Source organism: Comamonas sp. DB36 (assembly GCF_057914905.1).
This window is the reverse complement of the sequence record NZ_CP196631.1, coordinates 2,989,549-3,012,046: the sequence shown is the minus strand read 5'-3', so window position 1 is coordinate 3,012,046 and position 22,498 is coordinate 2,989,549. Positions and strand designations below refer to the sequence as shown.

The following is a 22,498-nucleotide window of genomic DNA, read 5'->3' as shown; positions in this document are numbered from 1 at the left end:
CAGGCAGCGGAGTTATTCCGCAACGCCCGGCAACCCGACGCGACGTCCCCTCAGAACAAGCCTTTACACGCGGGAAAAGTTTTGCAAGTTGTAAATTGAAGGCATAAACTCCCTCTATTTGACCTTTAAGGATTCGCATGGGACTCGCAATCGTCAACAACTCGGCCAGCTTGAATGCACAACGCAATCTGCAAACGACACAGGGGATGCTGGGTCTTTCCATCTCGCGCCTGTCTGCGGGCTTGCGTGTCAATACCGCCCAGAACGATGCGGCCGGTCTGGGTATTGCCGAGCGGCTGCGGGCTCAAGCCAGCGGCTTGAGCGACTCCCTGAAAAATGCCAACAACGAAATCAAAGAGGTGCAGACCCGGGATACCGAACTCAATGAGGTCTCTCAGCTGCTCAATCGCATGCTGGAACTGCGCACTCAATCCGACAGCGGAAATTTGAATGCACAAGAGAGCGAGGCGCTGGAAAAAGAGTTCGAGGCAAACAACAACGAGATCAACCGCATCGCGGACGGCAACAATCTGCTGGCCTATCGCCCCGACTACACGGCTGCGATGGGAACGCGTGATGGCTCCCTCCAATCGGCCGAAGACATCCGCAAGGCCATGGACATGGTGACCGGAATACGTTCGGATCTGGGCGCCCGGCAAAGTGCCATGCAGGAGTCGATAGGCAGCCTGCAATCAAGCGGCGCCAACCCTTCGACCAGCCGTCCCCGCATCGACGATGCCGGCGACGCAGCAGAGACGGCCCAATGGACGCGTGCACAGATGCTGCAGCAGGCCGGCGTAGCCGTGCTCAGCCAGGCCAATGCAATGCCCCAACTGGTCGCGGCACTGTTGCGCGGTTAGACGCTGCGCGCTTTCACGGCGACGGCTTTTGGCTGAAATCCGGGCGCACATCGCGCGCCTGTCGTCGCCGCCTCCATAGGGGTGGCCGCGCCCAGGGTGTAGTCGAGCAGGTTGACGGACAGCGCGACGGTGCCGGCGCCCGGCACGGGCAGGCTCAAGGGGTAATGGACCAGCGTTGCCAGACTCTGCGAAAGCGAGCCCACCGCATCCTTGAGGTAGTTGAAGAAAGAGTCGGAACTGACGCCTGCGGTCACGAGGTCAACCATGACCGGGTTGCCGCCATCGAACGCGCTGTAGTCGTCGCGCACTTCGCCCGCAAAGAAGGCGTGGATGTCGCCCGTGAGGGCCACCACGTTGCGTATGCCGTGGTCCTGAAGATGCTGCATCAAGGCCTTGCGCTCGGCGTTGTAGCCGTCCCATTGGTCGGCGTTGAGCAGCAAGCGCGTGAAGAACGGTGCCAGTGCCTGGGCCATTCCGGCATCCGCGACAAAGCGGGATTTCTGCCGGTTGGCAATGACGTCGGCGCGTATGAAGCCAAACGCAATGGTCTGGGCCGCAATCCCGGCGCCTGCCGCGGCCTGCGCTGACCAGGCGCGCTGGGTGTTGCCAAGGATGGAGACCGGCGTCAGCGGATGGGAGCCTGCGGCCATCTTCTGCGCTTGCGTGTCATACAGCAGCGCCTCGGGCACCATGTAACCGCTGCCCATGCTGCTCAGCGCCTGTCCGGTCGCGGGGTGGGGCGCTGCCTCGGCAATGATGTGGTCGCTGCGGTACAGGCGCTCGTCGGTCATCACCAGATGGGCCAGTGTGCCGAACTGCAGCTCGCGGTAGATGCGCACGTTCTGGATGCCGGCCGCGGCGTCGGCGGTGAAGTAGATGTCGGCGGGCATGAATTCATACCAGGCCTGGTTGGCGCTGCGCCGGCGCTGGGGTTGATGCACATTGCCGCCGACGCCGTTGGCGAAGCTGCCGTTGCCGTAGGTTTCGCTATCGGCCCAGCAGTCGTCGCTGAATTCGTGGTCGTCCCAGATGGCGACCAACGCGAAGCGTTCGTGCACGGCCTGCAGGCGTGGATCGGTACGGTATTTCTGCATGGCCCAGGCGCTTGCCTGCGCCTGCGGATAGGGGGGCGGGCCAATCGAGCAGCGGCATCTTGCCGTTTGATGGCAGGTTCCCGGCCTACTCGGCGCCAGGAGAAATCTTGGTACAACAGGCGTTCAAGGAGAACCGCCCATGTCAATGATTCACAAGGATCCGCGCAAGGAAGAAGAGCCTTCGCCCGAACCCATAGATCCGCCCACCGACGCGCCGCCGCTGGAAGCGCCGCAGGACCCGGCCAACGAGCCCAACATCTAAAACGCAGCAGGCCACCGGAGCGCGGATCGCCTTGCGCCTGGTGGAAGGAGAACGTGATGCCACGAGGTGACAAATCCGCCTATACCGACAAGCAAAAGCGCCAGGCCCAGCATATCGAGGAGAGTTATGAAGAGCGCGGCGTAAGCCCTGAAGAGGCCCAGAAGCGCGCCTGGGCGACGGTCAACAAGGAGACTGGCGGCGGCAAGAAGTCGGGCGCGGGGCGCGGCCAGCCGGTGGATCGTTCGGCGGCGCGCAAGGGCGGCAGGCTAGGCGGCGCGGCGTCCGCGGCGCGCACGCCTGAGCAGCATTCGGCGTCGGCGAAGAAGGCCGCGGCGACGCGCAAGCGCAACGCCGAAGCGAAAAAAGCCGGCGCCGCGGCCTGAAATCTTGCCGCGCAATAGGCGCCCGCGCCGCGCGTGCAGGCGTTTTGCCGCCCGCTCCAATATGCTGAGACAATCCTCAGTTCGGCTCCATGGACTTGTCCATGGCGCGCAGGTTGCAGGAGCATCGGATGGGCGCAGGACGCATGCAGATTGAATCTTTCCATGACACGGTCACGGGCACGGTGACCCATGTGGTCGCCGACGCAGCTACAGGCATGGCCGCAGTCATTGATCCGGTGCTGGATTTCGAACCGCAGTCGGGCACGCTGACCAGCGCGGGTGCAGACCGGGTGATCGACCTTGTGCGTTCGCGCGGCTGGCAACTCCAATGGATACTGGAAACCCATGCGCATGCCGACCATCTGTCGGCGGCCCAGCATGTGCGCCATGCCTTGGGCGGCAAGGTGGCGATAGGCGCACGCATACGCGAAGTGCAGCAGATGTTTCGCAGCGTCTTTCATTTCGAGCGCAGCTTCCTGCCTGACGGCAGTCAGTTCGATCATCTGTTCGAGGACGGCGAGCGCTTTCACATCGGCGAACTCGAAGTCACGGCGCTGTGGGTGCCTGGCCATACGCCCGCCGACATGGCCTACCGTGTGCAGGACGCGGTGTTCGTGGGCGACACGCTGTTCATGCCCGATGTGGGCACGGCGCGCGCGGATTTCCCCGGTGGCGACGCGGCGACGCTCTACCTGTCGATACAGCGCCTGCTTGCGCTGCCGGCCGAAACGCGGCTGCATGTGTGCCACGACTACCCGCCGCCCGAACGTGCCGCGGCCTGGGTCAGCACGGTGGGCGAGCAGCGCCGCGGCAATATCCATGTGCGCGACGGCATCACGCAGGACGCGTTCGTGCAGATGCGCAGCGCGCGCGACGCGACGTTATCCATGCCCACGCTGATCCTGCCGTCCGTGCAGGTGAACGTGCGCGCGGGCAAGCTGCCGCCCGCCGAGGAAGACGGCCGCGCCTATATCCAGGTGCCGATCAACGCATTTTTCAACAACGGCGCCTTGCCGCCAGGGCTGTGAGTCAGGGCGCGGCCGGGGCAATGCGCTGCAGATGCTGGCCCAGCGAGCCCGCCGAGACCTCGCCCGTGCGCAGATCGGCCAGCTGGCCCTGGGCGTTGTAGAACAAGGTGGTGGGCAGGCTGCTGCGTCCCAGCATCTGACCCAGGCGGCCCTGGATGTCGAGCAATACGGCGTCGGCCGGCAGGCCGTGCTGGGCCGAAAAACGCTGCACTACTTCGGGTGACTCGCCCTGGTTGATCCACAGAAAGCGGATCGCGGGGTTGTCGCGCTGGGCCTGCAGCAGCACCGGCATTTCACGCCGGCAGGGCGGGCACCAGCTGGCCCAGAGATTGATGACCACGGGCGTGCCGGTCAATGCGGGCAGATCTACGCTGCGCGCATCAAGCGCCACGGCGCTGAATTGCGGCAATTGCGCGGGCGGCGCGGCGAAGGCGCGCGCTACTGCATGGGCGCCCAGCCACAGCGCGCAGAACAGGCCCAGACCCCAGAGCAGCGGCCGGCCCGCGGGCTGGCCGCGCCAGGCGAGTACCAATCCATAGACCACGGCGACCAGCAGACCGGTCCAGGGATACCAGCCGCCGTCGCGGATATCCAGAATGCCAAGCAGGCTGGAGGCGCTGCCCGCATAGCCGTCCCAGTGCGCGGCGACAAAGCCTGCGCGCGCTGCGGCCCAGCCCGCCAGGGGCAGCAGCCAGCCATGCAGGCCCAGCGTCTGTCCCAGGCGCCGCACGCGGCGCTCGGCAACGAAGCTGCCCGCCTGCCAGGCAATGAACAGCACCAGCCAGGACACAGGCAGGGCCAGCGGCCCGAGTTGAAGAATCTTGTCCATGGCGGCGGTCTGTGCGGTGTCAGGCGCGGATGTAGAGCCAGCCCGCTGCCTGCAGCGCGGCGATCTCCAGCACGGCCGGGCCGGCCAGCACCTGCAGCGGCGCGTGCGGCGCGCGCTGCAGGTGCATCAGCGTGTTGGGGCACAGCGAAGTATGCGCATCGGCCTGGGCGTGGGGAATGTCGAGCGCGGCGGCAACGGCCTGGGCATTGGCGATGATGCGCACGCGCACGCCGGGGTTGGCTTCCTGGGCGTTCATGAGGCTGTTGCGCGCGCGCGCCAGGGATTCGAGCGTGGGAGCGTGCAACAGGATGGGAGGCAGTTCGGTCATGGCCGGTTTCCAATGGAGAGATGAAATGGTGCGCAGCGCGGGGCGCGGCGCGGTTTGCTGGCATTGTGCGGGCGAAGGCCGCGGCGCGCAGCGCCGCCCTCCAATGCCCGACGGTGCTCTTACAGGCCCTTGCCCAGCAGCTTGCCGTTGACTTCCACGCCGTAGTTGGAATACGGCGAGTCGTGAAACTGCTTGCGCGTCTGGGCCACGTCGCCCGTGAAGCGCGGGTCCTGCGGGCGCTCGAAGCTGTTGATGAACGTCGCCACGTCCCAGGCCTGCTGGTCGCTGAGCACGTTGTGCAGCCCGTAAGGCATGTTGGACTGGATGAAACCGGCCGCCTTGTCGATCTCGTGCATGCCCGCGCCCCAGTTGTAGGAGTCCTTGCCCCACAGCGCAGGGAATACGGTGACGCCGCCGCTTTTCTGTCCCTGGCCCTGTTCGCCATGGCACAGCGCGCAGTTGGCGGCATAGACTTTCTGGCCGGCGTCGAAAGTGGGCGCCTGCGCGGGCTTGGCCACCTTGACGAAGCCGGCGCCGGGCAGCTTTTCGCCCAGCGGCGCCTTGCTGGCCATCCAGTAGGCGTAGGCCTCGATGGCCACCAGCAGGTCATGACCGTCGGCCGGCGCCTTGCCGTTCATGCTGTACATGAAGCAGCCGCGCACGCGTTCGGCAAAGGTGTCGACATGGTCGGTCTTCTTGCGGTACGCGGGATACATGGGGTAGGCGCCCCACATGGGCGCGGCATTCTTGAGCCGGCCGGCGTCGACGTGGCAGTTGGTGCAGCTCAGCGAGTTGCCCGAGAAACCGACGGCGTTCTCGGGCGTGCGCGTGAAGATGGCTTCGCCGCGCTGTATCCATTCTCCCATCTTGGAGTCGGGGATGTCGCGCGCTGCGGGCGGGCTGAAAACGGTGGGCTGCAGCGCGAGGGTGGGCGCCGGCGTCGCGGCGGCGGCAGGCATGGCCACGGGCTTGTCGGGCCGGCTGTAGATGATGCCGCCCACGGCAAGCACCAGCGGCAGCGCGGCGATGCCCAGGACAAGAATGGCGCCGGCGTTGCCGGATTCGGAAGCGGTGGTGGAGTCGGGGGATTGCGTGGTCATATGCGTATGGCCTCGATCAGTGGGAACCGGAGTGCAGCTGCTGGTAGTAGGCGGCCGCGTCCTCGATGTCCTTGGCGGTCAGTTTCTGGGCGATCGCGCCCATCAGCCCCAGCGGGCCGGCATCGCGGCTTTGGTTCTTCCAGGCATCGACCTGGCTCTGCATATAGCTTGCGCTCAGATGGCCTATGGCCGGGAAGTCCTGGCCCACGCCTGCTCCGCCGGGGCCATGGCATTTGGCGCAGGCCGGAATGCCGTCGGCCCAGCGGCCGCGCTCGACCAGCCAGGCGCCGTCGCTGCTCTTGGCGGTGGGCAGCGCGCCTTGCTTTGGCTTCACCGGCAGCGCGAGGCGCGCATAGTAGGCGGCTACATCGGCTTTTTCGCTGGCTGTCAGTGCCTTGGCCAGTGGACCCATGATCGGCGACTTGCGCTGGTTTGCGGCCATGGCCTCGAGCTGGCGCTGCAGATAGCCTGCGGGCTGGCCGGCAAGCGGCGGAAAGTTGGCGCCGCCTTCGCCCTGGCTGCCGTGGCAGCTGACGCAGGCGGCAGCGCCTTGCGCGCCGCCCTGGGCCGCGATTTTCGCGCCCGCGTCGGCGTCGGTGGCGAGAGCGGGTGCGTGCAGCGCGCACAGAACGGCAAGGCCGAGGATGCCTTGGAGGGGGGCCTTGAATACAGGCATAGGGTCGCGAGAGTTGGTGCCCGGCCATGCGCGGCGCATCGGCAAGCGCCGTGGCAGGCGGGGCGGGTGTGGTTCAAAACGGCGCGCCTGCGCGCGGCAGGCCGCCAAACCCCCGAATCTAAAGAGCCCAGATTAAGACTTTGTTAACAGTGCCGCTGCCGTCAAGGTCAGTGCGTCCGGCGCGCGTGCATCGGCGGCCAGGCGCAGCGGCAGGCGCAGTTCGGCCACGAGACCCGGTGCCTGTGCCGTGCCGGGCAGCAGGCGCAGGCAGCCGCCCGCGCTTTCGGCGATGCGCTGCACGATGGTCAGGCCCAGGCCGCTGCCGTGCAGCGCCGATGACTTGCGCCAGAAGCGCTGGGTCGCGAGCGCGCATTCCTCGGCCGTCATTCCCTGGCCCTGGTCCGCGATGCGCACCAGCAGCTGCGGCGGCCCGGTGTCGTCTCGCAGGCCCGTCGTCGTCAGCGCCAGTCGCGCGCTCACGGGCGCCGCGCCCTGGTGGTGGCGCAAGGCGTTGTCCGTGAGATTGGTGATGGCGCAGGTCAGCAGCGCGGGTGCGAGCGCCACTTCGAGCTGCTCCCAGCGCCAGGCCCCCGGGTCGGCAATGGCAGTCTCGATCGCGGGCGGCACGGCGCTGCCCGCGGTCAGCAGCGCCTGCTGGCGCGACTGGGCACAGGCCTGCTCGAACGCCTGGACCAGGGCCGCGCCCCGGGTGCTGCAGTCTTGCTGCTGCGCGCCGGTTTCCACGCGTGCGAGCAGCAGCAGATGCTCCAGCGTCTCGTGCATGTGGCTGATGCCCTGGTCCGCCTGCTGCAGCGCGGACATGGCCTGGGGCGGCGGCGTGCCCGTGCGTTCCATCACCAGTTGCGCCACCTGCACATGGGTCTTGATCGCGGTCAGCGGCGTGCGCAGTTCATGGGCGGCGTCGGCCGTCCAGCGGCGTTCGCGTTCTATGGCGGCGTTCATGCGGCCCAGCAGGTCGTTGAGGCTCAGCACCAGCGGCGCGAGCTCGACCACGTCCTGGCCGGCCTGCACGGGACTGGAGTCGCGCGGCGGGCGCCGGCTCAGCTCCTGCTGCAGGCGCTGCAAGGGCTTGAGTCCCAGGCTCCAGCACCACCAGGTCAGCAGCAGGATGCCGGCCAGGGCCACGAGAAAAGGCAGGATCAGCGTATAGGCAAAGGACTGCACCAGGTGTTCGCGCACGTCGATGCGGTCGGCCGTGGCAATGCGTATGCCGTTCTCTTCGAGCACATAGGTGCGCCAGTCCTTGCCGCCCTTGTGGATGTGGCCGAAACCGGCCGCGTTCAGATCGCTGAAACCGGGGCTGTTGGCGGTCTGGGCAATGGGGCGGATATCGACTTCGCTGCGCACCAGGCTGACCTCGCAGGCCACGCCGTCGCGCGCGATCACGGACAGGATGTCGGTCGCCGGTGCCCGCTCGCTTGCGGCGTGCTCCACGGGCTGCAGTTGCTGCACCACGCCGGCGACCATGCGCGTCGAGGCGATCAGGCGGTCGTCGAGCATGCTGTGCAGCTCCTGGCGCATGCTGGTGAACATCCATGCGGCGACGCTGCTCCACAGCGCGCACATGGTCAGGCAAACGCCCAGTACCAGGCGCAGGCGCAGGCTTGCGGCTTTGTTCATGCCGCGCGCGCGCTCAGGCGAAAGCCCAGGCCGCGCACGGTTTCAATGACTTCCTGGCCCAGCTTCCTGCGCAGATGGTGCACATGCACGTTGACGGTGTTGCTGCCCACGTCAAGATCACTGCCATAGAGGCTGTCGTGCAGCTGCGCGGCCGACAGCACGCGGCCGTTGGCCTGGACCAGCGCCGACAGCAGCGCCCATTCGCGCCGCGCCAGTTCCACGGGCTGGCCCTGGCGCGTGACCTGGGCGCAAGCCATGTCGATCGCGAAGCTGCCGAAGTCGAGCCGGTCGCTGGCGCGCCCGCCCGCGCGGCGCAGCAGCGCATGCAGGCGCAGCACCAGCTCGGTCAGATCGAAAGGCTTGGTCAGGTAGTCGTCGGTGCCGGTCTGGAAGCCCGCGACCTTGTCCTCGATGCGGTCGCGCGCGCTCAGGATGAGAACCGGCAGATGCCGCGCCGCGGCACGCCACTGGCCCAGCAGCCGCAGGCCGTCGCCGTCGGGCAGGCCCAGGTCGAGAATGCAGGCGTCGAAATGGCTGGCCGCGACATGGCAGCGGGCCTGGGCCACGTTTGCGGCAATGTCGGCGGTGAAGCCGTGCAGCTCCAGGCCGGTCCTGATGCCGCTGGCGACCAGCGCGCTGTCTTCCACAATCAATATATGCATGGCTGCCCAGAAAGAAAATCCGCCGCCATGGTGCACCGATCCGCGGAAAAAGGAGCGCGCTGCGGTATGTCGGCGTGTTTCAGACGCCCAGTCGCACCACTCTGACCGGCAGCCCCTGGCGCACGACGGCGCCCGAGACCCAGTCTATCCAGACGTTGTCGGCCGCCGGCCGCGTGGGGTCGACAAAGCCCAGGCGGTTGAGGTTGATGCCATTGCCATGCGCCGGGTTCGCGGGCGTGGCCTGGCCGTCGATGCGGTGGGAGACGGCGCCCAGCTGGGTGTGGCCGTAGCCATGCTCTATGGCCACGGCGCCGGGCGCCACGCCGGCGCGCACCATGGCCACGCCTTGCAGCCGCCCGCCCGGGGTCTGCAGTTCCACGCGGTCGCCGTTGGCTATGCCCAGCCGCGCCGCGTCGTCCTGATTCAGCGCCACCGGGTTGTGCGGGTGCACCTGGCGCAGGCGCGCCGCGCCTATGGACATCGAGCTCATCAGATTGGACTTGTACGAGCACAGCGACAGCGGCCAGTCCTGTTCGGGAAAATGCGCGCGCATGGCCGTGCCGTCGGCCAGGCGCGTCGGGTACCAGGTGGGGCAGCCGCTGTAGCGCTCGCCCGTCATCGAGTGGCGCATGCGTGCCAGGCCTTCGCTCCAGATCTGCAGCGCGGGCCTGTGGTCGGCCTTGACCTGCCCGTCCTTCCAGGCGTTCTCTAGCCGGTCGAAACGCCCGCCGCGCGTCAGGACCATGGCCACGCGCCGCACTTCCTCGGGTGCCAGGCGCGGGGTGATCAGCGGCATCAGCGCGTCCAGGCCGGTGATCGCGATATCGTCGTCCGAAGCTTCGGCCACGGGCTGGCCCGCCTGCCAGGCGATGTTGGCGATGCCGCGCAGGTAGAAGTCCTCGGCGCATTCGAGATCGACGGGCTGGCCGTCCTTGGTCGACATGCCGCCGGGGCCGAAGCCCGGCAGGGCCAGCGTCCTGGCGATCGCGAACAGCAGGCTTTCGAGATTGACGGGACTGCCTTCGGCGGTGCGCGCCACGGCGGGCGTGACCACCGGCCAGCGCACGGTGCTCGACTTGGCCACCACATCGGCCCAGGGCGCGCCCACGCCCCAGCTTTCATAGGTGATGGTATCGGGCACGATGTAGTCGGCCAGCGCCGAGGTTTCGTTGATGAACGGGTCGACCGAAATGAACAGCGGCAGCTTCTTCGGGTCCCTGAGCTGGGCGGCCAGCGCGTTCTCGAAACCGCAGACCCCGTACACCGGGTTGCTCATGTGGTTGATCCAGGCCTTGGCGCGATACGGATAGCCGAGCAGGCCGCCGGCCAGCATTTCGCTGCTCATGCCGCCGGGTGCGGGGTACCAGGGCGCGCGCGCCGGATAGGGGTTCTCGCCCGCGGCCTTCTTGCGCGCGAACTCGCTGCTGCGCTCATATGGAAAGCGCGTGCGCGACAGCGCCACGCCCTTGGGCGTGACCTTGCCCGCGAACTGCGCGAAGTTGTACCGCGGGCCCGGGCCAAACGGGCCGAACGGCCCGGCGTCCAGCACCCAGCCGCCCTTGACGTTGAGGTTGCCGACCAGATGGTTGAGCATGGCAATCGCATAGGCGGTGTAGAAGCCCGCGCCGTTCATGGTGCCGCCATGGGCGTTGGCCACGGCCTGCTTGCCGTGGCTGGTGAACTCGCGCGCCAGGGCTTCGATCTCGGCCGCGGGCACGCCGCATTCGGCCGCGTATTGCGCCAGCGTCATGCGCCGCGCTTCCTCGCGCAGCGCGAACAGCGCGCTGCGCACCGGCAGTTCGGCAGGCGCCGGAGCTGCGGGCGTGGCCGCGGGCGCGATGCCGCGCTCCACCCACAGCTGCGCGGGCTGATCCGTGGTGTGGGGCGCCAGGCTGCCGTCGGCCAGCTGCACCACATAGACATCTTCTGCCGTCTCGCTGCCTTCCGCGGGCGCGGGCAGCGCCCAGCCCAGGTCGGCGCCGCGCAGGAAATGGCCGTGGCGCGGGTGGTCGGGAGCGTGGATCAGCAGGTGCGTGGCATTGCTCCACGCCGCCTCGCCGGCGCTGCGCATAGCCGCCGGGCCGGGCTGGCTGAGAAAACGTTCGTCATAGCGCCCGTTGTCGAGCATCCAGCGGATCATGCCCATGGCCAGCGCCAGATCGGAGCCGGGCTTGACGGCCAGCCAGCGGTTGTTGTCGCCGCTCGCCTGGCTCGATGAAGACGGCAGCAGCGGCGACACCACGACGTAGCGGTAGGTGTTCTCGGGCCGCGAACGCGCTTCGGCCAGTTCGCGCCCCTGGCGCTGGAAAGGGTTGCCGGACTGGGCTGGCGCCGCGCCTATGAACAGGCCGAAGCGCGAGTTCGTCCAGTCGGGCTTGCCGTGCGGCATGCCCGACAGATCACCCAGCGCCGCGCCCGTGCCCACGCGGTAGCTCTGGCCGCAGTAGGCGCCGTGGTTGCTGAAGTTGACGGTGCCGAACGACTGCTGGGCGAAGCGGCGTATCAGCGGCGTGCGGCCTTCGTTGCTGGCGTCGGTGAACAGCAGCTGGTTGGACCTGGGACCGTATTCGGGGTTGTCGGCATCGATCAAGGTTTCGGTGTCGCGTATCGCGCGCAAACCTTCGACCGCGCCTTCGCCGAACAGGTCACCGCCTTCGCAGATTTCCGTGATCAGCTGCTCGAATGAAATCGTCTGCCACTGGCCGCCGCCGCGCGGGCCCACGCGCTTGAGCGGAGCGAGCACGCGGTGCGGGCTCTTCTGGTGTTCGAGCATGGCCGAGCCGCGCGCGCAGGCGCTGGCCCGGCCTTCGAGGCCATTGTCGCCGCCGAGCTGGGCATAGACTTCGCGCACCGGCGTTTCCATGGGCGCAGGGCGGGTCGTGGCCAGCGGGTGGTAGGGGTTGCCGGCAACGCGCAGGATCTGGTTGTGGGCCGTGTCCACGCGCACCCGCACCCCGCATTGGGTCCAGCAGCCCAGGCAGCTCGAAGGGCTCACGGTCTGGCCGGGCTGCGTCTGCAGCAGACCCGTGGCCGGGTCGATGCGAAATTCGGGCAGCAGCGAATTGCCGCGCGTGGCGCTGGCCGTGGCCACGCCCGAGCTGCCGGTGATCAGGCCCTTGCCGGCCTTGACCAGGGTTTCGCCATAGCCGGCCGCAAAGGCAGCCATGCCGCCCGCGGCCAGGCCCGTGCGCAGCAGCGTGCGGCGCTGCGCGTCCGGAGTGGTTTCGGGTGTGGAAGAGGGGGAATGCTTGTCGTTCATGGGAAATCTTGTGAGGTATCAGTTCGCGGCAGAAGCGGCAGGAGTGGCGCGCGCGGGAAAGCGCTCCAGCGCCCACAGCGCGAGCGTGGCCAGCGCCAGGCACAGGCCGAAGACGCCCAGCATGCCCATCAGGCCGTCGCCGCCCAGCGGCATGCGGTAGACGTAAAGCCCGGCGCCGTACTTGGGCACGCCTTGCACGCCCATGAACAGTGCCCAGCGAAAGCCCCAGGCCGCGGCCGCGACCGTCAGGCCCAGCGCCAGGGTGCGCGCCGTAGACGCTGCCCAGCGCCGCGGCTGGCACCACAGCAGCAGCACCGCGGCACCCAGCAGCACCGACAGCCACAGGCTCGCGCGCCAGACCGGGAAGTCCGCATAGAGGCGGGCGGCGGCATGAAACGAGGGCGTGTCGAAAGCCAGTCCTGTTGCCGCCCAGATGCAGGCCACGGCCAGCAGCGCCGCGCTCAGGCCCAGGCCCAGCCGCGCGAGCCAGGCGCGCACCTGGGCATCGCGGCCCGCGGGCAGCCAGCAGCTCGCGACCAGCAGCGCGCCCACGGCCGCCAGCCAGGCCGTGAGCGCCAGGTTCACCGGCACCCAGGGGTTGTTCCACAGCGGCCTGGCCTTGACCACGCTGATTTCAGCGCCCGTGTAGACCACGATGCTCAGCGCCGACAACAGCAGCGCCGCGCCCAGTGCGCGCATCCAGCCGGTGCGACCCAGCCACCAGGCCGCGCACATCGCGAGCGACAGCGCGACGAACGGCGGCAGCAGCAGCGCGCCCAGGGACATCCATGACCAGGGCGTGAAGTGGGCGTAGAAATGCCAGAAGCGCGCGGGCTGGTGCAGGTCGGCCAGCAGCGAGACGGGCGCGGCCAGGGCCGTGATGGCCAGCACCAGCATCGACAGCGGCAAGGCCTTGGCGGCCGGCAGGTGCGCGCGCGACCAGGCGCCCCAAACCGCCAGCAGCGCGGCGCCGGTGGCAATGCCCACCAGGAAGAAATACTGCACGGCCCAGGGCAGCCAGGCGGCTTCATAGGCCGGGGTCAACAATTCAATGATCTGCATGAATGTGCTACCTCGTCAGTGGGGATCGGCGAGCAGGCGCACGCTGGATTGGCCGTCGACGCCGTCGACAAAGGCATCGGGCAGGCCGATGTAGAACACATGGGGCGCGGTCTTGAGGCCGGGCTTGAGCACCTTGATCTGCTCCTTGCTGGCTGCCATGCGCTGGTTGATTTCGCTGTCGGCCTGGTTCAGGTCGCCGATCACGCGCGCGCCGCCCACGCAGCTTTCGACGCAGGCCGGCAGCAGCCCGGCCTCGAGCCGGTGCTCGCAGAACGTGCACTTGTCCGCGGTCTGCGTTTCGTGGTTGATGAAGCGCGCGTCATAGGGACAGGCCTGCACGCAGTAGCCGCAGCCCACGCAGCGTTCGTTGTCGACCAGCACGATGCCGTCGGTGCGCTGGAACGTGGCCTGCACCGGGCATACCGGCACGCAGGGTGGGTTGTCGCAGTGGTTGCACAGCCGCGGCAGGCTGACCATGGCGGGTGCGGCCATGCCCGGGGCGCTGACTTCATACTGCAGCACCGTGGTGCGGAACTGGCCTATGGGCGGCAGGTTCTCCATCGAGCAGCTCACGGTGCAGGCCTGGCAGCCTATGCACTTGCGCATGTCGACCAGCATGCCGTAGCGTTTGCCTTGCGCGCCGGGCCGGCGTGCCGGCTGACCGGGTGCTTGCGCGGCTGCGGGCGGGCTGCCCGCGGCCAGGCCAAAGGTCGTGGCCAGTGCGACCAGTTCCTGCAGGAAAGTGCGTTTGCTGTGGGGCGGGGCCGGCGTTGGCGTGGCCCCATTTCTGTCTGCCATGTTGAGAATTCCTCGATTGCTTTCGAGGGATTCTCATTTCATGCGGCAAGCTCGCCATTGATCTGCGTCAATGACGTAAGCTATTGATTTTATTGGGTTTTTTGCAAAACCCCGAATGATGCCGGGCGCAGATTAAGGCTGCATTAAGGGGGCGAAACCAGGCGCGCGCGCCGCAGGCCCAGCGTCACGCCCAGCATTGCGCCCAGCGTGTTGGCAACCGCGTCCAGGGCCTCGGCGCTGCGCGTCAGCGTGAACTGCCATTGACTCCATTCGATGGCCAGTCCGTAGGCTGCGCACAGCAGCACGACGCCCACGGCGCCGCCCAGGCTGGCACGGCGCGCGCCACGCCACAGCAGCCAGGCAAGAAGGGCATGCATGCCCGCATGCGCGAGCTTGTCGATATGCGGCAGCCGCCACCAGCCAGGCGCGGCGCCGCTGGCCTCCTGCAGGCAGCCCCAGGCCATGGCGGCTGCCCAGCAAAGCGCCGCCAGCCGCCAGGTCCAGGCGGGCAAGGGAGAAGATCGGAAGGTCATCAAGCGTCTGGCGTCCATTCCCAGTCTCGCAACGGGCGTGGTCCGGCACGCGGCACCACGGGCCGCCCCGCAGCGATGGGGCAAGCTGGGGGCCGGCCATCCGGCGCCCGCCGCTCAGGGCCGCGAAGGGCGGGAGGTCAGATTTTGCGGCTGAACTCGTCGGCGCCCACCTGCACCAGTGTCTTCTTGCCCTTGCCCGGCGTGGCCGTGGCGCGCGCCGTGCGCTTGGCCGTGGTCCGGTCTTCGGTCATGGTCGCGACTTCTTCCTGGGTCACGGTTTTCACCGCGGCCTTGGCAGGCGTTTTTGCCGCTGTCTTGGCGGCTGTCTTTGCCGGTGCCTTGGCCGCAGGCTTGGCTGCGGCCTTCACGGGCGCCTTGGCTGCGGCCGAGGCCTTTGCCGCTGCCTTGGCCGGTGCGGAGGCAGGCTTGGCCGCGGTCTTCACCGCAGTCTTGGCGGGCGCCTTGGCGCGCGCTGGCGCTGCAGGCTTGGCCGCGATCTTGGGCGCCTCGGCCACGCAGTCGGCGTAGTAGCGCACCACGCCGGCCTCGTCTTCTTCCTCGACCAGGCCGTGGATGTCGGTTTCAAAGCCGGGGCACATCTTCGCGAACTCGCGCGCGAACAGCAGATAGTCGACGATCTTCTTGTTGAAGACTTCGCCGGGAATGAGCAGCGGAATGCCGGGCGGGTAGGGCGTGACCAGGCCGACCGTGGTGCGGCCTTCGAGGCGGTCGATTTCCACGCGTTCCGTGCGGCGCTGGGCGATATGCGCGTAGGCGTCCGAAGGCTTCATCGACGGCGTCAGATCCGAGAGGTACATCTCGGTCGTGAGGCGCGCGATGTCGTACTTGGCGTACATCTGGTGCACATGCTGGCACAGGTCGCGCAGACCCATGCGCTCGTACTGCCGGTGCTGCTGGCAGAACTCGGGCAGGATGCGGTACATCGGCTGGTTCTTCTCGTAATCGTCCTTGAATTGCTGCAAGGCCGTGAGCATGGTGTTCCAGCGGCCCTTGGTGATGCCGATGGTGAACATGATGAAGAACGAGTACAGGCCGGTCTTCTCGACCACCACGCCATGCTCGGCCAGGTACTTGGTGACAATGGACGCGGGAATGCCGGTCTTGTCGAAAGCGCCGTCCAGGTTCAGGCCGGGCGTGACGATGGTCGACTTGATGGGGTCGAGCATGTTGAAGCCGTCGGCCAGATCGCCGAAGCCATGCCATTTGGCCGAAGCCTTCTTGCCCTTGGCCTTGGCTTTGGCGCGGAAGATCCAGTCTTCGGCCGTGCCCAGGCCTTCCTCGATGATGTCGTCCGGGCCCCAGACCGTGAACCACCAGTCGTTCTTGCCGAACTCTTCCTCGACCTTGCGCATCGCGCGGCGGAAGTCCAGCGCTTCGGCCAGGCTTTCCTCGACCAGTGCCGTGCCCGCGGGCGGCTCCATCATCGCCGCGGCCACGTCGCAGCTCGCAATGATGCTGTACTGCGGGCTGGTCGAGGTGTGCATCAGGTACGCCTCGTTGAACAGATGGCGGTCGAGCTTTTGCGTCTGCGAGTCCTGCACCAGCACATGCGAGGCCTGGCTGATGCCGGCCAGCAGCTTGTGGATGGACTGCGTCGCATAGACCACCGAATGCTTGGGGCGCGCGCGCTTCTTGCCCATGGCGTGGTAGCTGCCATAGAAGGGGTGGAAGGCCGCGTGCGGCAACCAGGCTTCGTCGAAGTGCAGGTTCTCCACATAGCCGTCGACCATGCTCTTGATGGTTTCGGTGTTGTAGAGCACGCCGTCATAGGTCGACTGCGTGAGCGTCAGCACGCGCGGCTTCACGGCCTTGGCGTCCACGCCCTGCAGCAGCGGGTTGGCGGCGATCTTGGCCTGGATGGTCTCGGGCGTGAACTCGCTTTGCGGGATAGGTCCGATGATGCCGAAATGGTTGCGCGTGGGCTTGAGGAACACCGGAATGGCGCCCGTCATGATGATTGCGTGCAGCACCGACTTGTGGCAGTTGCGGTCGACCACGACCACGTCGCCCGAGGCCACGGTATGGTGCCAGACGATCTTGTTCGAAGTGGACGTACCGTTGGTCACGAAGAAGCAGTGGTCGGCGTTGAAGATGCGCGCCGCATTGCGTTCGCTGGCGCCGATGGCGCCGTTGTGGTCCAGCAGCTGGCCCAGTTCCTCGACTGCATTGCAGACGTCGGCGCGCAGCATGTTCTCGCCGTAGAACTGGTGGTACATCTGGCCCACGGGGCTCTTGAGGAAGGCCACGCCGCCGGAGTGCCCGGGGCAGTGCCAGCTGTACGAGCCGTCTTCGGCGTAGTCGAGCAGCGCCTTGAAGAACGGCGGCTGCACGCTCTCGAGGTAATTCTTGGCTTCGCGGATGATGTGCTTGGCGACAAATTCGGGGGTGTCCTCGAACATGTGGATGAAGCCATGCAGCTCGCGCAGGATGTCGTTGGGCAGGTGGCGGCTGGTCTTGGTCTCGCCGTGCACATAAATAGGCACATCGGCGTTCTTGCGGCGCACCTCCTCGATGAACTTGCGCAGGCTCAGCACGATCGGGTCCAGTCCCGAGCCCAGCGTGAACTCTTCGTCGTCGATCGAGAGAATGAAAGCGCTCGCCCGACTTTGCTGCTGGGCGAATTGCGTCAGGTCGCCGTAACTGGTCACGCCCAGCACTTCGAAGCCTTCAGTCTCAATGGCCTGCGCCAGGGCACGAATGCCCAGGCCTGAGGTATTCTCAGAGCGATAGTCTTCATCTATGATGATGATGGGAAAGCGGAATTTCATGCACAGCCTCCGTTGTGTCGGGCTTAAAAAATCGAAACAGGCGCGAGTGTAAGGAATATCCTTATTGCGCCTGTGAAAGCAGGACCTTATCACCCCATAACTGTGGTGAACTACAAACATTGAATTACACAGGAGCAGGCTACATGGCAAGTTTTACAGTGTGGTGGCTGGTTGCGGGCGCTTTGGTCGCTGCCGAGCTGCTCACGGGCAGCTTTTATTTGCTGATGCTGGCCATCGGTGCGGTGGCCGGTGCCATCGCCGCCCACCTGGGCGCATCCGAAACTGGGCAGATCGTCTGCGCCGCCCTGGTCGGCACGGCGGCGGTCATTGCCTGCTATCTGCTGCGCCGGCGCCAGGCGCGCATGCAGCCCGCTGAAAGCGATCGCAGCATGAATCTCGACATCGGTGAATCGGTCCAGGTCGAGAACTGGGCCGCCGACGGCACGGCGCAGGTGCGCTACCGCGGCGCGCAGTGGACCGTGGTGCTGCGTCCCGGCAATGCACCGACGCCCGGCACGCACCGCGTGGCCGAAGTCATAGGCAATCGCCTGCTGGTCGACAAGCTGTGAGCCACCGCGGGCGCTGGCGGCACTTCGCCGCCCAGGCCCGCAGATTTTCTTTGTCAGCGAATTTCAATCACGCCCCATCGGGGAGGGAGACACCATGGAAGTTGCCATCATTCTTCTGGTCATCGCGGCCATCTTCATTGCACGTTCCATCAAGGTCGTACCCCAGCAGAATGCCTGGGTCAAGGAGCGCCTGGGCAAATACGCGGGCACGCTCACTCCGGGGCTGAACTTCCTGGTGCCGTTCGTCGACCGCGTGGCCTACAAGCACAGCCTCAAGGAAATTCCGCTCGACGTTCCCAGCCAGGTCTGCATCACGCGCGACAACACGCAGCTGCAGGTCGACGGCATCCTGTACTTCCAGGTCACCGACCCGATGCGCGCCAGCTACGGCTCGTCGAACTACATCATGGCCGTGACCCAGCTGGCCCAGACGTCGCTGCGCAGCGTGATCGGCAAGCTCGAACTCGACAAGACGTTCGAGGAACGCGACATGATCAACGCCCAGGTGGTCTCGGCGATTGACGAGGCCGCGCTCAACTGGGGCGTCAAGGTGCTGCGCTATGAAATCAAGGATCTGACGCCGCCGGCCGAAATCCTGCGCTCCATGCAGGCCCAGATCACCGCCGAGCGTGAAAAGCGCGCGCTGATCGCCGCCTCCGAAGGCCGGCGCCAGGAGCAGATCAACATTGCCACCGGCGAACGCGAAGCCTCGATTGCGCGCTCCGAAGGTGAAAAGCAGGCAGCGATCAACAACGCCCAGGGCGAGGCCGCAGCCATCACCACCGTGGCCGACGCCACCGCCACCGCGCTCGAGCGCATTGCCGAAGCGATCCGCCAGCCCGGCGGCGAGCAGGCCGTGCAGCTGAAAGTCGCCCAGAGCGCGGTCGAAGCCTACGGCAAGGTCGCGGCCGACGCCCAGACCACGCTGATCGTTCCCAGCAACATGACCGAAGTTTCCAGCCTGATCACTTCCGCCATGAAGATGGTGCAGGTCGGCGGCACGCGCAACTAATTTCGCTAAATTTGCACAGTTCGCTTTCGGACGGCAAAACTGGCGCTACAATTGCGGTCTTCGGAGAGGTGGATGAGTGGCTTAAGTCGCACGCCTGGAAAGCGTGTGTGGGTTTATCCCCACCGCGGGTTCGAATCCCGCCCTCTCCGCCAAAAAAGCAAGCCCCGCCTAGAAATAGGCGGGGCTTTTCTGTTTTACCCATCAATCTACCCATCAATGATGGAGGTGCTTGTGGCTAGTGAAAAACGTCCTCCCATGAGTGCCGATTTGCTGCGCCAGCGTAGGAACCTGCTAGTCAGCAGCCTGGCGCTGACAGCCATTGATCTCGCAGGTGCCACCCTGAAAAAGGATGTATCTGTACTCGGCACTGCACTCGAGTTCGCGAATCCAGAACGGGTGGTTTGGGGCCTGTGGGTACTCTGGGTCTATTTCTTGGTGCGCTACTGGCAGTACTTCAATGAAGAGCCTGATCTAGGGATCCATCAAGGAATGGAACACTGGATAAACCGGCAGATTTCATGGGATGAGTTCGACATGGAATTCCACCACTGGATCAGCTGGAGGTATGGGGTATTTTGGACCATGCTGAAGCAGCACAAAGAGTGGGAAGCTGAACAATGGACCGCATCGGATAATGACCCAAATAACAAGTTGCAGAAAGCTTCTTGGACATTGCGTGCATTTTTCTCAGTCGCGACCAAGACACCGCGATTCACGGATTATTTAGTACCATTTTTTGTAGCAGCAATCCCTTTACTGCTAGGCGTTTGGAGCTTCTTATCCACCAAGCTCGCCCCAACTGTCTAGCAACATACTCAACTCCCAAAGAGGTCAGATTTCAAATCTAAATTCAGGGTGAGGTGTCCTTGACTTCAGGACACCCTAAAAGCAATCTTCAGACGCGATGTCTGGATGTTAAAGCTTTAACCCCATTTTAACATCAAGCGAGCCTCGAGAAACGCCGAAAACCCAAGCTCGGTACGGCTTTCAGGCCATTTCAGCAGTGTGTTAAAGCTTTAACATTTTTCCCCAGGGGGAAGGTTTTCTGCGCGTGAGGAACAGTGCGGTCTGGAGAGGGGCAGGTCCCAGAGTTTCGATGCCCCCCCTACTCGCCAACTCAGCCGCCGCCCGAGGGGAGTGTCAGACGACCCCATGCAGGTCTAGATTCCCGCCTGCACACCACTAAAACATCGAAAGCATCGCATTCAAATGCTGACGCAGCAAATAATTAATTTTTGCTTGCTCCAGAAATAAACCCTCGGTAATCGACTCAACCTCTGCGGGCGTCATGTCTGGTTTCGTCGGAACACATTCTGGGACGTATCTATTCAAGCTCATGCTGAAGTCGGAAATTAGTTTTCCATCTTCCGCGCTCATAAACCACGATGCCGCTTGAGTTGCCACCGTCATTCCATGAAACTCTTGCATCCACTCAGTTACTCTTTGCGCTCTATTTTCGTGATCAATAGTCATTAGAAGCATCAAAAGCTTGGCGGCCTGGAAAGATACAGCTTGGTTTAACCGATCCAAGGCATGGAACTTCTTTTCCGCGACCAGCAATGCCATGGCTTTTTGTACATCTTGGCTTGCCTTAGTACGTTCGACTGAAGCAATCAGCGAAACTTTGTAGGCCTCAAGTTCTCTCTGATACAGAGTCTTGATGCGCTCCATGTCTTTGTTCAGCCAGTGTGCTAGCTGACTTTTCCCCAGCACTGCCGCAATTGCAAGAAGCGCAGCACTGAGACCGCCGCCAGCCAAGCCGGCCCATATAAAACCTGGAACGTCTGCCATTTTTCACCTCCTTCCTCAAGCTTACAGCGTTGATGGAAGCGTCATAGAACAAGCCCCGCTGGGCGAACCATGCGGGGCTTTGTTTCATCTGGGACTGGGAGGTTTACGCGCGCACGCCCTTGACTACTGCGAAGGTCTGCGGGTATGGGATCACTACATCAGCACGAACGTGGCAGGCAAAGCCGATCTCACCGGTGGATGCAAAGGCCTCGCGCAGCAGCTGGATGCTGACGTTTTCACGCAGCAGGAAGTACATGCCGCGGAAGTCGCCCACGTACAGTTCGCTGCCGTCCGCCGAGGTGCCCACATCCAGATCGGTAGGAATCTGCGAGGTGTGGAGCATGGGCAGGTTCTGCAGCAGCTCGGGCTTGCGGATGGGCTGACCCGTGGTGTCGACCAGGCCCGCCAGGGTAATGACGCTGCGCGGTGCGCCGATCACCGCATTGGGCATGGGACCGTCTGCGTTCATCACTGCACCAATGCCCTGCAGAACGGGGGCATAGCCGACAAGGGCTGCACCATTGGCACCGCCGAAGTTCACTACCTGCACGCCATCGGTGTTCAGCAGGCCGCGCGGCTCGGGGGCAGTGCCACTGCCACGCAAGCCAACTCGGTCCAGCTCCTTGGCGAAGGCTTGGCCGATGGCAATGCGCAGCGCGGATTCCATGTTGGGGGCATCGGCCAGCAGCTCGCGCGATACCTTGAACATGAAAGCCAGCGACTGGGGAATCGCCGTCACGCCACGGAAAGTGGGCTCGGACAGCGCCAGCGCGCCAGACTCATTGCGCCAGGCCGCCTGGGGCAGCGCGTTGACCACTGCCGTGGTCACGGACTTGGCACCTTTCTCCATAGGCACCACGCCAGCGCCAGCCTGCAGCAAGCTGCTTGCGGGTGCCATGGCGGCCAGAATCTCGGGCATGACGGTATGGGGCACCGCATAGCCGCCCGCCGTGTCCTGGCCCAGGCTCAGTGCCTGGATGGCACCTTCGCTGGTTCGCATGCCTGCCACGGCGCGCACAAAGTCGGACAGACCCACCTTGTCGCCTGCCGGTGCATCTTTGCTGTAGTGGTCTTTGAAGTCTGCAGAGGTGCGCAGCGCCTTGAAGCTGTGAATCACGCCATCGTCGGCTGCCTGGGCCTGGGTGTCAGCACCGAAGTGCTGCTGGCTTGCCAGCTTGGTGTGGGCATCATCGATCTCGCGTTTTTGCTGGTCGAGTTTGTCGTCGTAGCGGGCCTTGAAGTCAGCGAAAGCGCCAGCGAGTGCTGCAACTGCTGCGGGAGTTTCTGCAGTGGCTTCGGCGCGAACGGCCAGGATGCCGCGTTTGACGGTATTTGGGATAGGGGTGTGCATAGGAATGCCTTTGCAAAACAAATGTGGGAAAGGTTTCACATCCGTTTCAAGCAGCGCCCGGCATGCTTCGGGTGTGGTGGACGGCAGCGCAAGGCAATGCAGTCCTAAAGGACGGTGTTCCGCTGACAGCGCACGGCAATTGGCAGTAGAGACACCGGTGGGTCACAAGGACGCCTGGACAAATTCTAGGCGAACCCTGGTTTTTTATCCAGCGCCAGCAGGCATGTTCTCCACATGCATGAGGTTGATGCGCTGCCCGGTAGCGGTTACCAGGTCGATACACAGCTCATCAAGGCCAGACGGTGCCAGTTCAGCAGTCACCACAAATTGGCCGCCATGCTGCGCGGCTTCGGCCACAGTCCGGTATTCCTCGGGGTGCTCTGCCTTGAACTGGGCCATGCCAGCCTGGAGCAATGCACGCGTGGCGTGTCGATGGGCTGCGACGAGGGGCGCGGTGGTATTGGTTGTCAT

Annotated in this window: 22 protein-coding genes and 1 tRNA gene; 8 read left to right on the top strand and 15 right to left on the bottom strand. The window is 65.2% G+C overall.

Annotation, left to right across the window (positions count from 1 at the left end; genetic code table 11):
• Positions 1-137: 137 nt before the first annotated feature.
• Positions 138-860, top strand: a complete 723-nt coding sequence (locus tag ACSVDO_RS14035) for a flagellin N-terminal helical domain-containing protein (protein WP_489592879.1) — start codon at positions 138-140, stop codon at positions 858-860.
• On the opposite strand, the gene ACSVDO_RS14030 is transcribed toward ACSVDO_RS14035, so the two are convergent.
• Entirely contained in the window at positions 857-1,954 is a 1,098-nt protein-coding gene (locus tag ACSVDO_RS14030; RefSeq protein ID WP_489592877.1) for an alkaline phosphatase D family protein, read from the bottom strand. The genes ACSVDO_RS14035 and ACSVDO_RS14030 overlap by 4 nt on opposite strands.
• Positions 1,955-2,093: 139 nt before the next feature.
• Between ACSVDO_RS14030 and ACSVDO_RS14025 the strand changes: the two genes are divergently transcribed.
• The 3 genes from ACSVDO_RS14025 (at position 2,094) to ACSVDO_RS14015 (ending at position 3,627) form a co-directional block, all read left to right on the top strand.
• On the top strand, positions 2,094-2,216 hold the full coding sequence (locus tag ACSVDO_RS14025; RefSeq protein ID WP_489592875.1) for a hypothetical protein: 123 nt from the start codon (positions 2,094-2,096) through the stop codon (positions 2,214-2,216).
• Positions 2,217-2,272: 56 nt separating this feature from the next.
• Positions 2,273-2,599, top strand: coding sequence for a plasmid stabilization protein (locus tag ACSVDO_RS14020; RefSeq protein ID WP_489592873.1), 327 nt, complete (start codon positions 2,273-2,275; stop codon positions 2,597-2,599).
• A gap of 128 nt (positions 2,600-2,727) precedes the next feature.
• Positions 2,728-3,627, top strand: coding sequence for an MBL fold metallo-hydrolase (locus ACSVDO_RS14015; protein ID WP_489592871.1), 900 nt, complete (start codon positions 2,728-2,730; stop codon positions 3,625-3,627).
• A gap of 1 nt (position 3,628) precedes the next feature.
• On the opposite strand, the gene ACSVDO_RS14010 is transcribed toward ACSVDO_RS14015, so the two are convergent.
• The 11 genes from ACSVDO_RS14010 to ACSVDO_RS13960 form a co-directional block, all read right to left on the bottom strand.
• The gene (locus ACSVDO_RS14010) at positions 3,629-4,456 is read right to left on the bottom strand and encodes a TlpA family protein disulfide reductase (RefSeq protein ID WP_489592869.1); all 828 of its coding nucleotides are present in this window, start codon (positions 4,454-4,456) and stop codon (positions 3,629-3,631) included.
• 19 nt (positions 4,457-4,475) lie between these two features.
• Positions 4,476-4,784 (bottom strand): hypothetical protein, encoded by a 309-nt coding sequence (locus ACSVDO_RS14005; protein ID WP_489592867.1) that lies wholly within the window; start codon positions 4,782-4,784, stop codon positions 4,476-4,478.
• A 119-nt stretch (positions 4,785-4,903) separates the two neighbouring features.
• Entirely contained in the window at positions 4,904-5,884 is a 981-nt protein-coding gene (locus ACSVDO_RS14000) for a c-type cytochrome (RefSeq protein ID WP_489592865.1), read from the bottom strand.
• Between the two features lie 16 nt (positions 5,885-5,900).
• Positions 5,901-6,560, bottom strand: a complete 660-nt coding sequence (locus ACSVDO_RS13995; RefSeq protein ID WP_489592863.1) for a c-type cytochrome — start codon at positions 6,558-6,560, stop codon at positions 5,901-5,903.
• A gap of 132 nt (positions 6,561-6,692) precedes the next feature.
• Entirely contained in the window at positions 6,693-8,201 is a 1,509-nt protein-coding gene (locus ACSVDO_RS13990) for an ATP-binding protein (protein ID WP_489592862.1), read from the bottom strand.
• Positions 8,198-8,863 (bottom strand): response regulator, encoded by a 666-nt coding sequence (locus ACSVDO_RS13985; protein ID WP_332539659.1) that lies wholly within the window; start codon positions 8,861-8,863, stop codon positions 8,198-8,200. Before ACSVDO_RS13985 ends, ACSVDO_RS13990 begins: the two co-directional genes overlap by 4 nt.
• A 79-nt stretch (positions 8,864-8,942) precedes the next feature.
• A complete protein-coding gene (locus tag ACSVDO_RS13980) occupies positions 8,943-12,122 on the bottom strand; it encodes a tetrathionate reductase subunit A (RefSeq protein WP_489592859.1) in 3,180 nt (1,059 codons plus the stop codon).
• A gap of 18 nt (positions 12,123-12,140) precedes the next feature.
• Positions 12,141-13,184: an NrfD/PsrC family molybdoenzyme membrane anchor subunit gene (gene nrfD, locus ACSVDO_RS13975; RefSeq protein WP_489592857.1), complete on the bottom strand. Its 1,044-nt coding sequence runs from the start codon at positions 13,182-13,184 to the stop codon at positions 12,141-12,143.
• A gap of 15 nt (positions 13,185-13,199) precedes the next feature.
• Positions 13,200-13,982 (bottom strand): sulfate reduction electron transfer complex DsrMKJOP subunit DsrO, encoded by a 783-nt coding sequence (gene dsrO, locus ACSVDO_RS13970; RefSeq protein WP_489592855.1) that lies wholly within the window; start codon positions 13,980-13,982, stop codon positions 13,200-13,202.
• A 143-nt stretch (positions 13,983-14,125) separates the two neighbouring features.
• Positions 14,126-14,494, bottom strand: a complete 369-nt coding sequence (locus tag ACSVDO_RS13965) for a VanZ family protein (RefSeq protein WP_489592853.1) — start codon at positions 14,492-14,494, stop codon at positions 14,126-14,128.
• 158 nt (positions 14,495-14,652) lie between these two features.
• A complete protein-coding gene (locus ACSVDO_RS13960) occupies positions 14,653-17,304 on the bottom strand; it encodes an Orn/Lys/Arg family decarboxylase (protein ID WP_489592851.1) in 2,652 nt (883 codons plus the stop codon).
• 143 nt (positions 17,305-17,447) lie between these two features.
• Between ACSVDO_RS13960 and ACSVDO_RS13955 the strand changes: the two genes are divergently transcribed.
• The 4 genes from ACSVDO_RS13955 to ACSVDO_RS13940 all read left to right on the top strand — a co-directional run bounded on the left by ACSVDO_RS13955 (position 17,448) and on the right by ACSVDO_RS13940 (position 19,692).
• Entirely contained in the window at positions 17,448-17,873 is a 426-nt protein-coding gene (locus ACSVDO_RS13955) for an NfeD family protein (RefSeq protein ID WP_332540269.1), read from the top strand.
• 94 nt (positions 17,874-17,967) lie between these two features.
• A complete protein-coding gene (locus ACSVDO_RS13950) occupies positions 17,968-18,885 on the top strand; it encodes an SPFH domain-containing protein (protein WP_213298503.1) in 918 nt (305 codons plus the stop codon).
• A gap of 62 nt (positions 18,886-18,947) precedes the next feature.
• Positions 18,948-19,037, top strand: a tRNA-Ser gene (locus ACSVDO_RS13945).
• 103 nt (positions 19,038-19,140) lie between these two features.
• Positions 19,141-19,692 carry a hypothetical protein gene (locus ACSVDO_RS13940; RefSeq protein ID WP_489592848.1) on the top strand — a complete coding sequence of 184 codons (552 nt, stop codon included), beginning with the start codon at positions 19,141-19,143 and terminating at the stop codon, positions 19,690-19,692.
• A gap of 375 nt (positions 19,693-20,067) precedes the next feature.
• On the opposite strand, the gene ACSVDO_RS13935 is transcribed toward ACSVDO_RS13940, so the two are convergent.
• From ACSVDO_RS13935 to ACSVDO_RS13925, 3 genes are all read right to left on the bottom strand, one after another.
• Positions 20,068-20,676 (bottom strand): hypothetical protein, encoded by a 609-nt coding sequence (locus ACSVDO_RS13935; RefSeq protein ID WP_489592846.1) that lies wholly within the window; start codon positions 20,674-20,676, stop codon positions 20,068-20,070.
• A gap of 103 nt (positions 20,677-20,779) precedes the next feature.
• On the bottom strand, positions 20,780-22,027 hold the full coding sequence (locus ACSVDO_RS13930; protein WP_489592844.1) for a phage major capsid protein: 1,248 nt from the start codon (positions 22,025-22,027) through the stop codon (positions 20,780-20,782).
• 204 nt (positions 22,028-22,231) lie between these two features.
• Complete coding sequence (locus ACSVDO_RS13925) at positions 22,232-22,498, bottom strand: hypothetical protein (RefSeq protein ID WP_489592843.1); 267 nt, start codon at positions 22,496-22,498, stop codon at positions 22,232-22,234.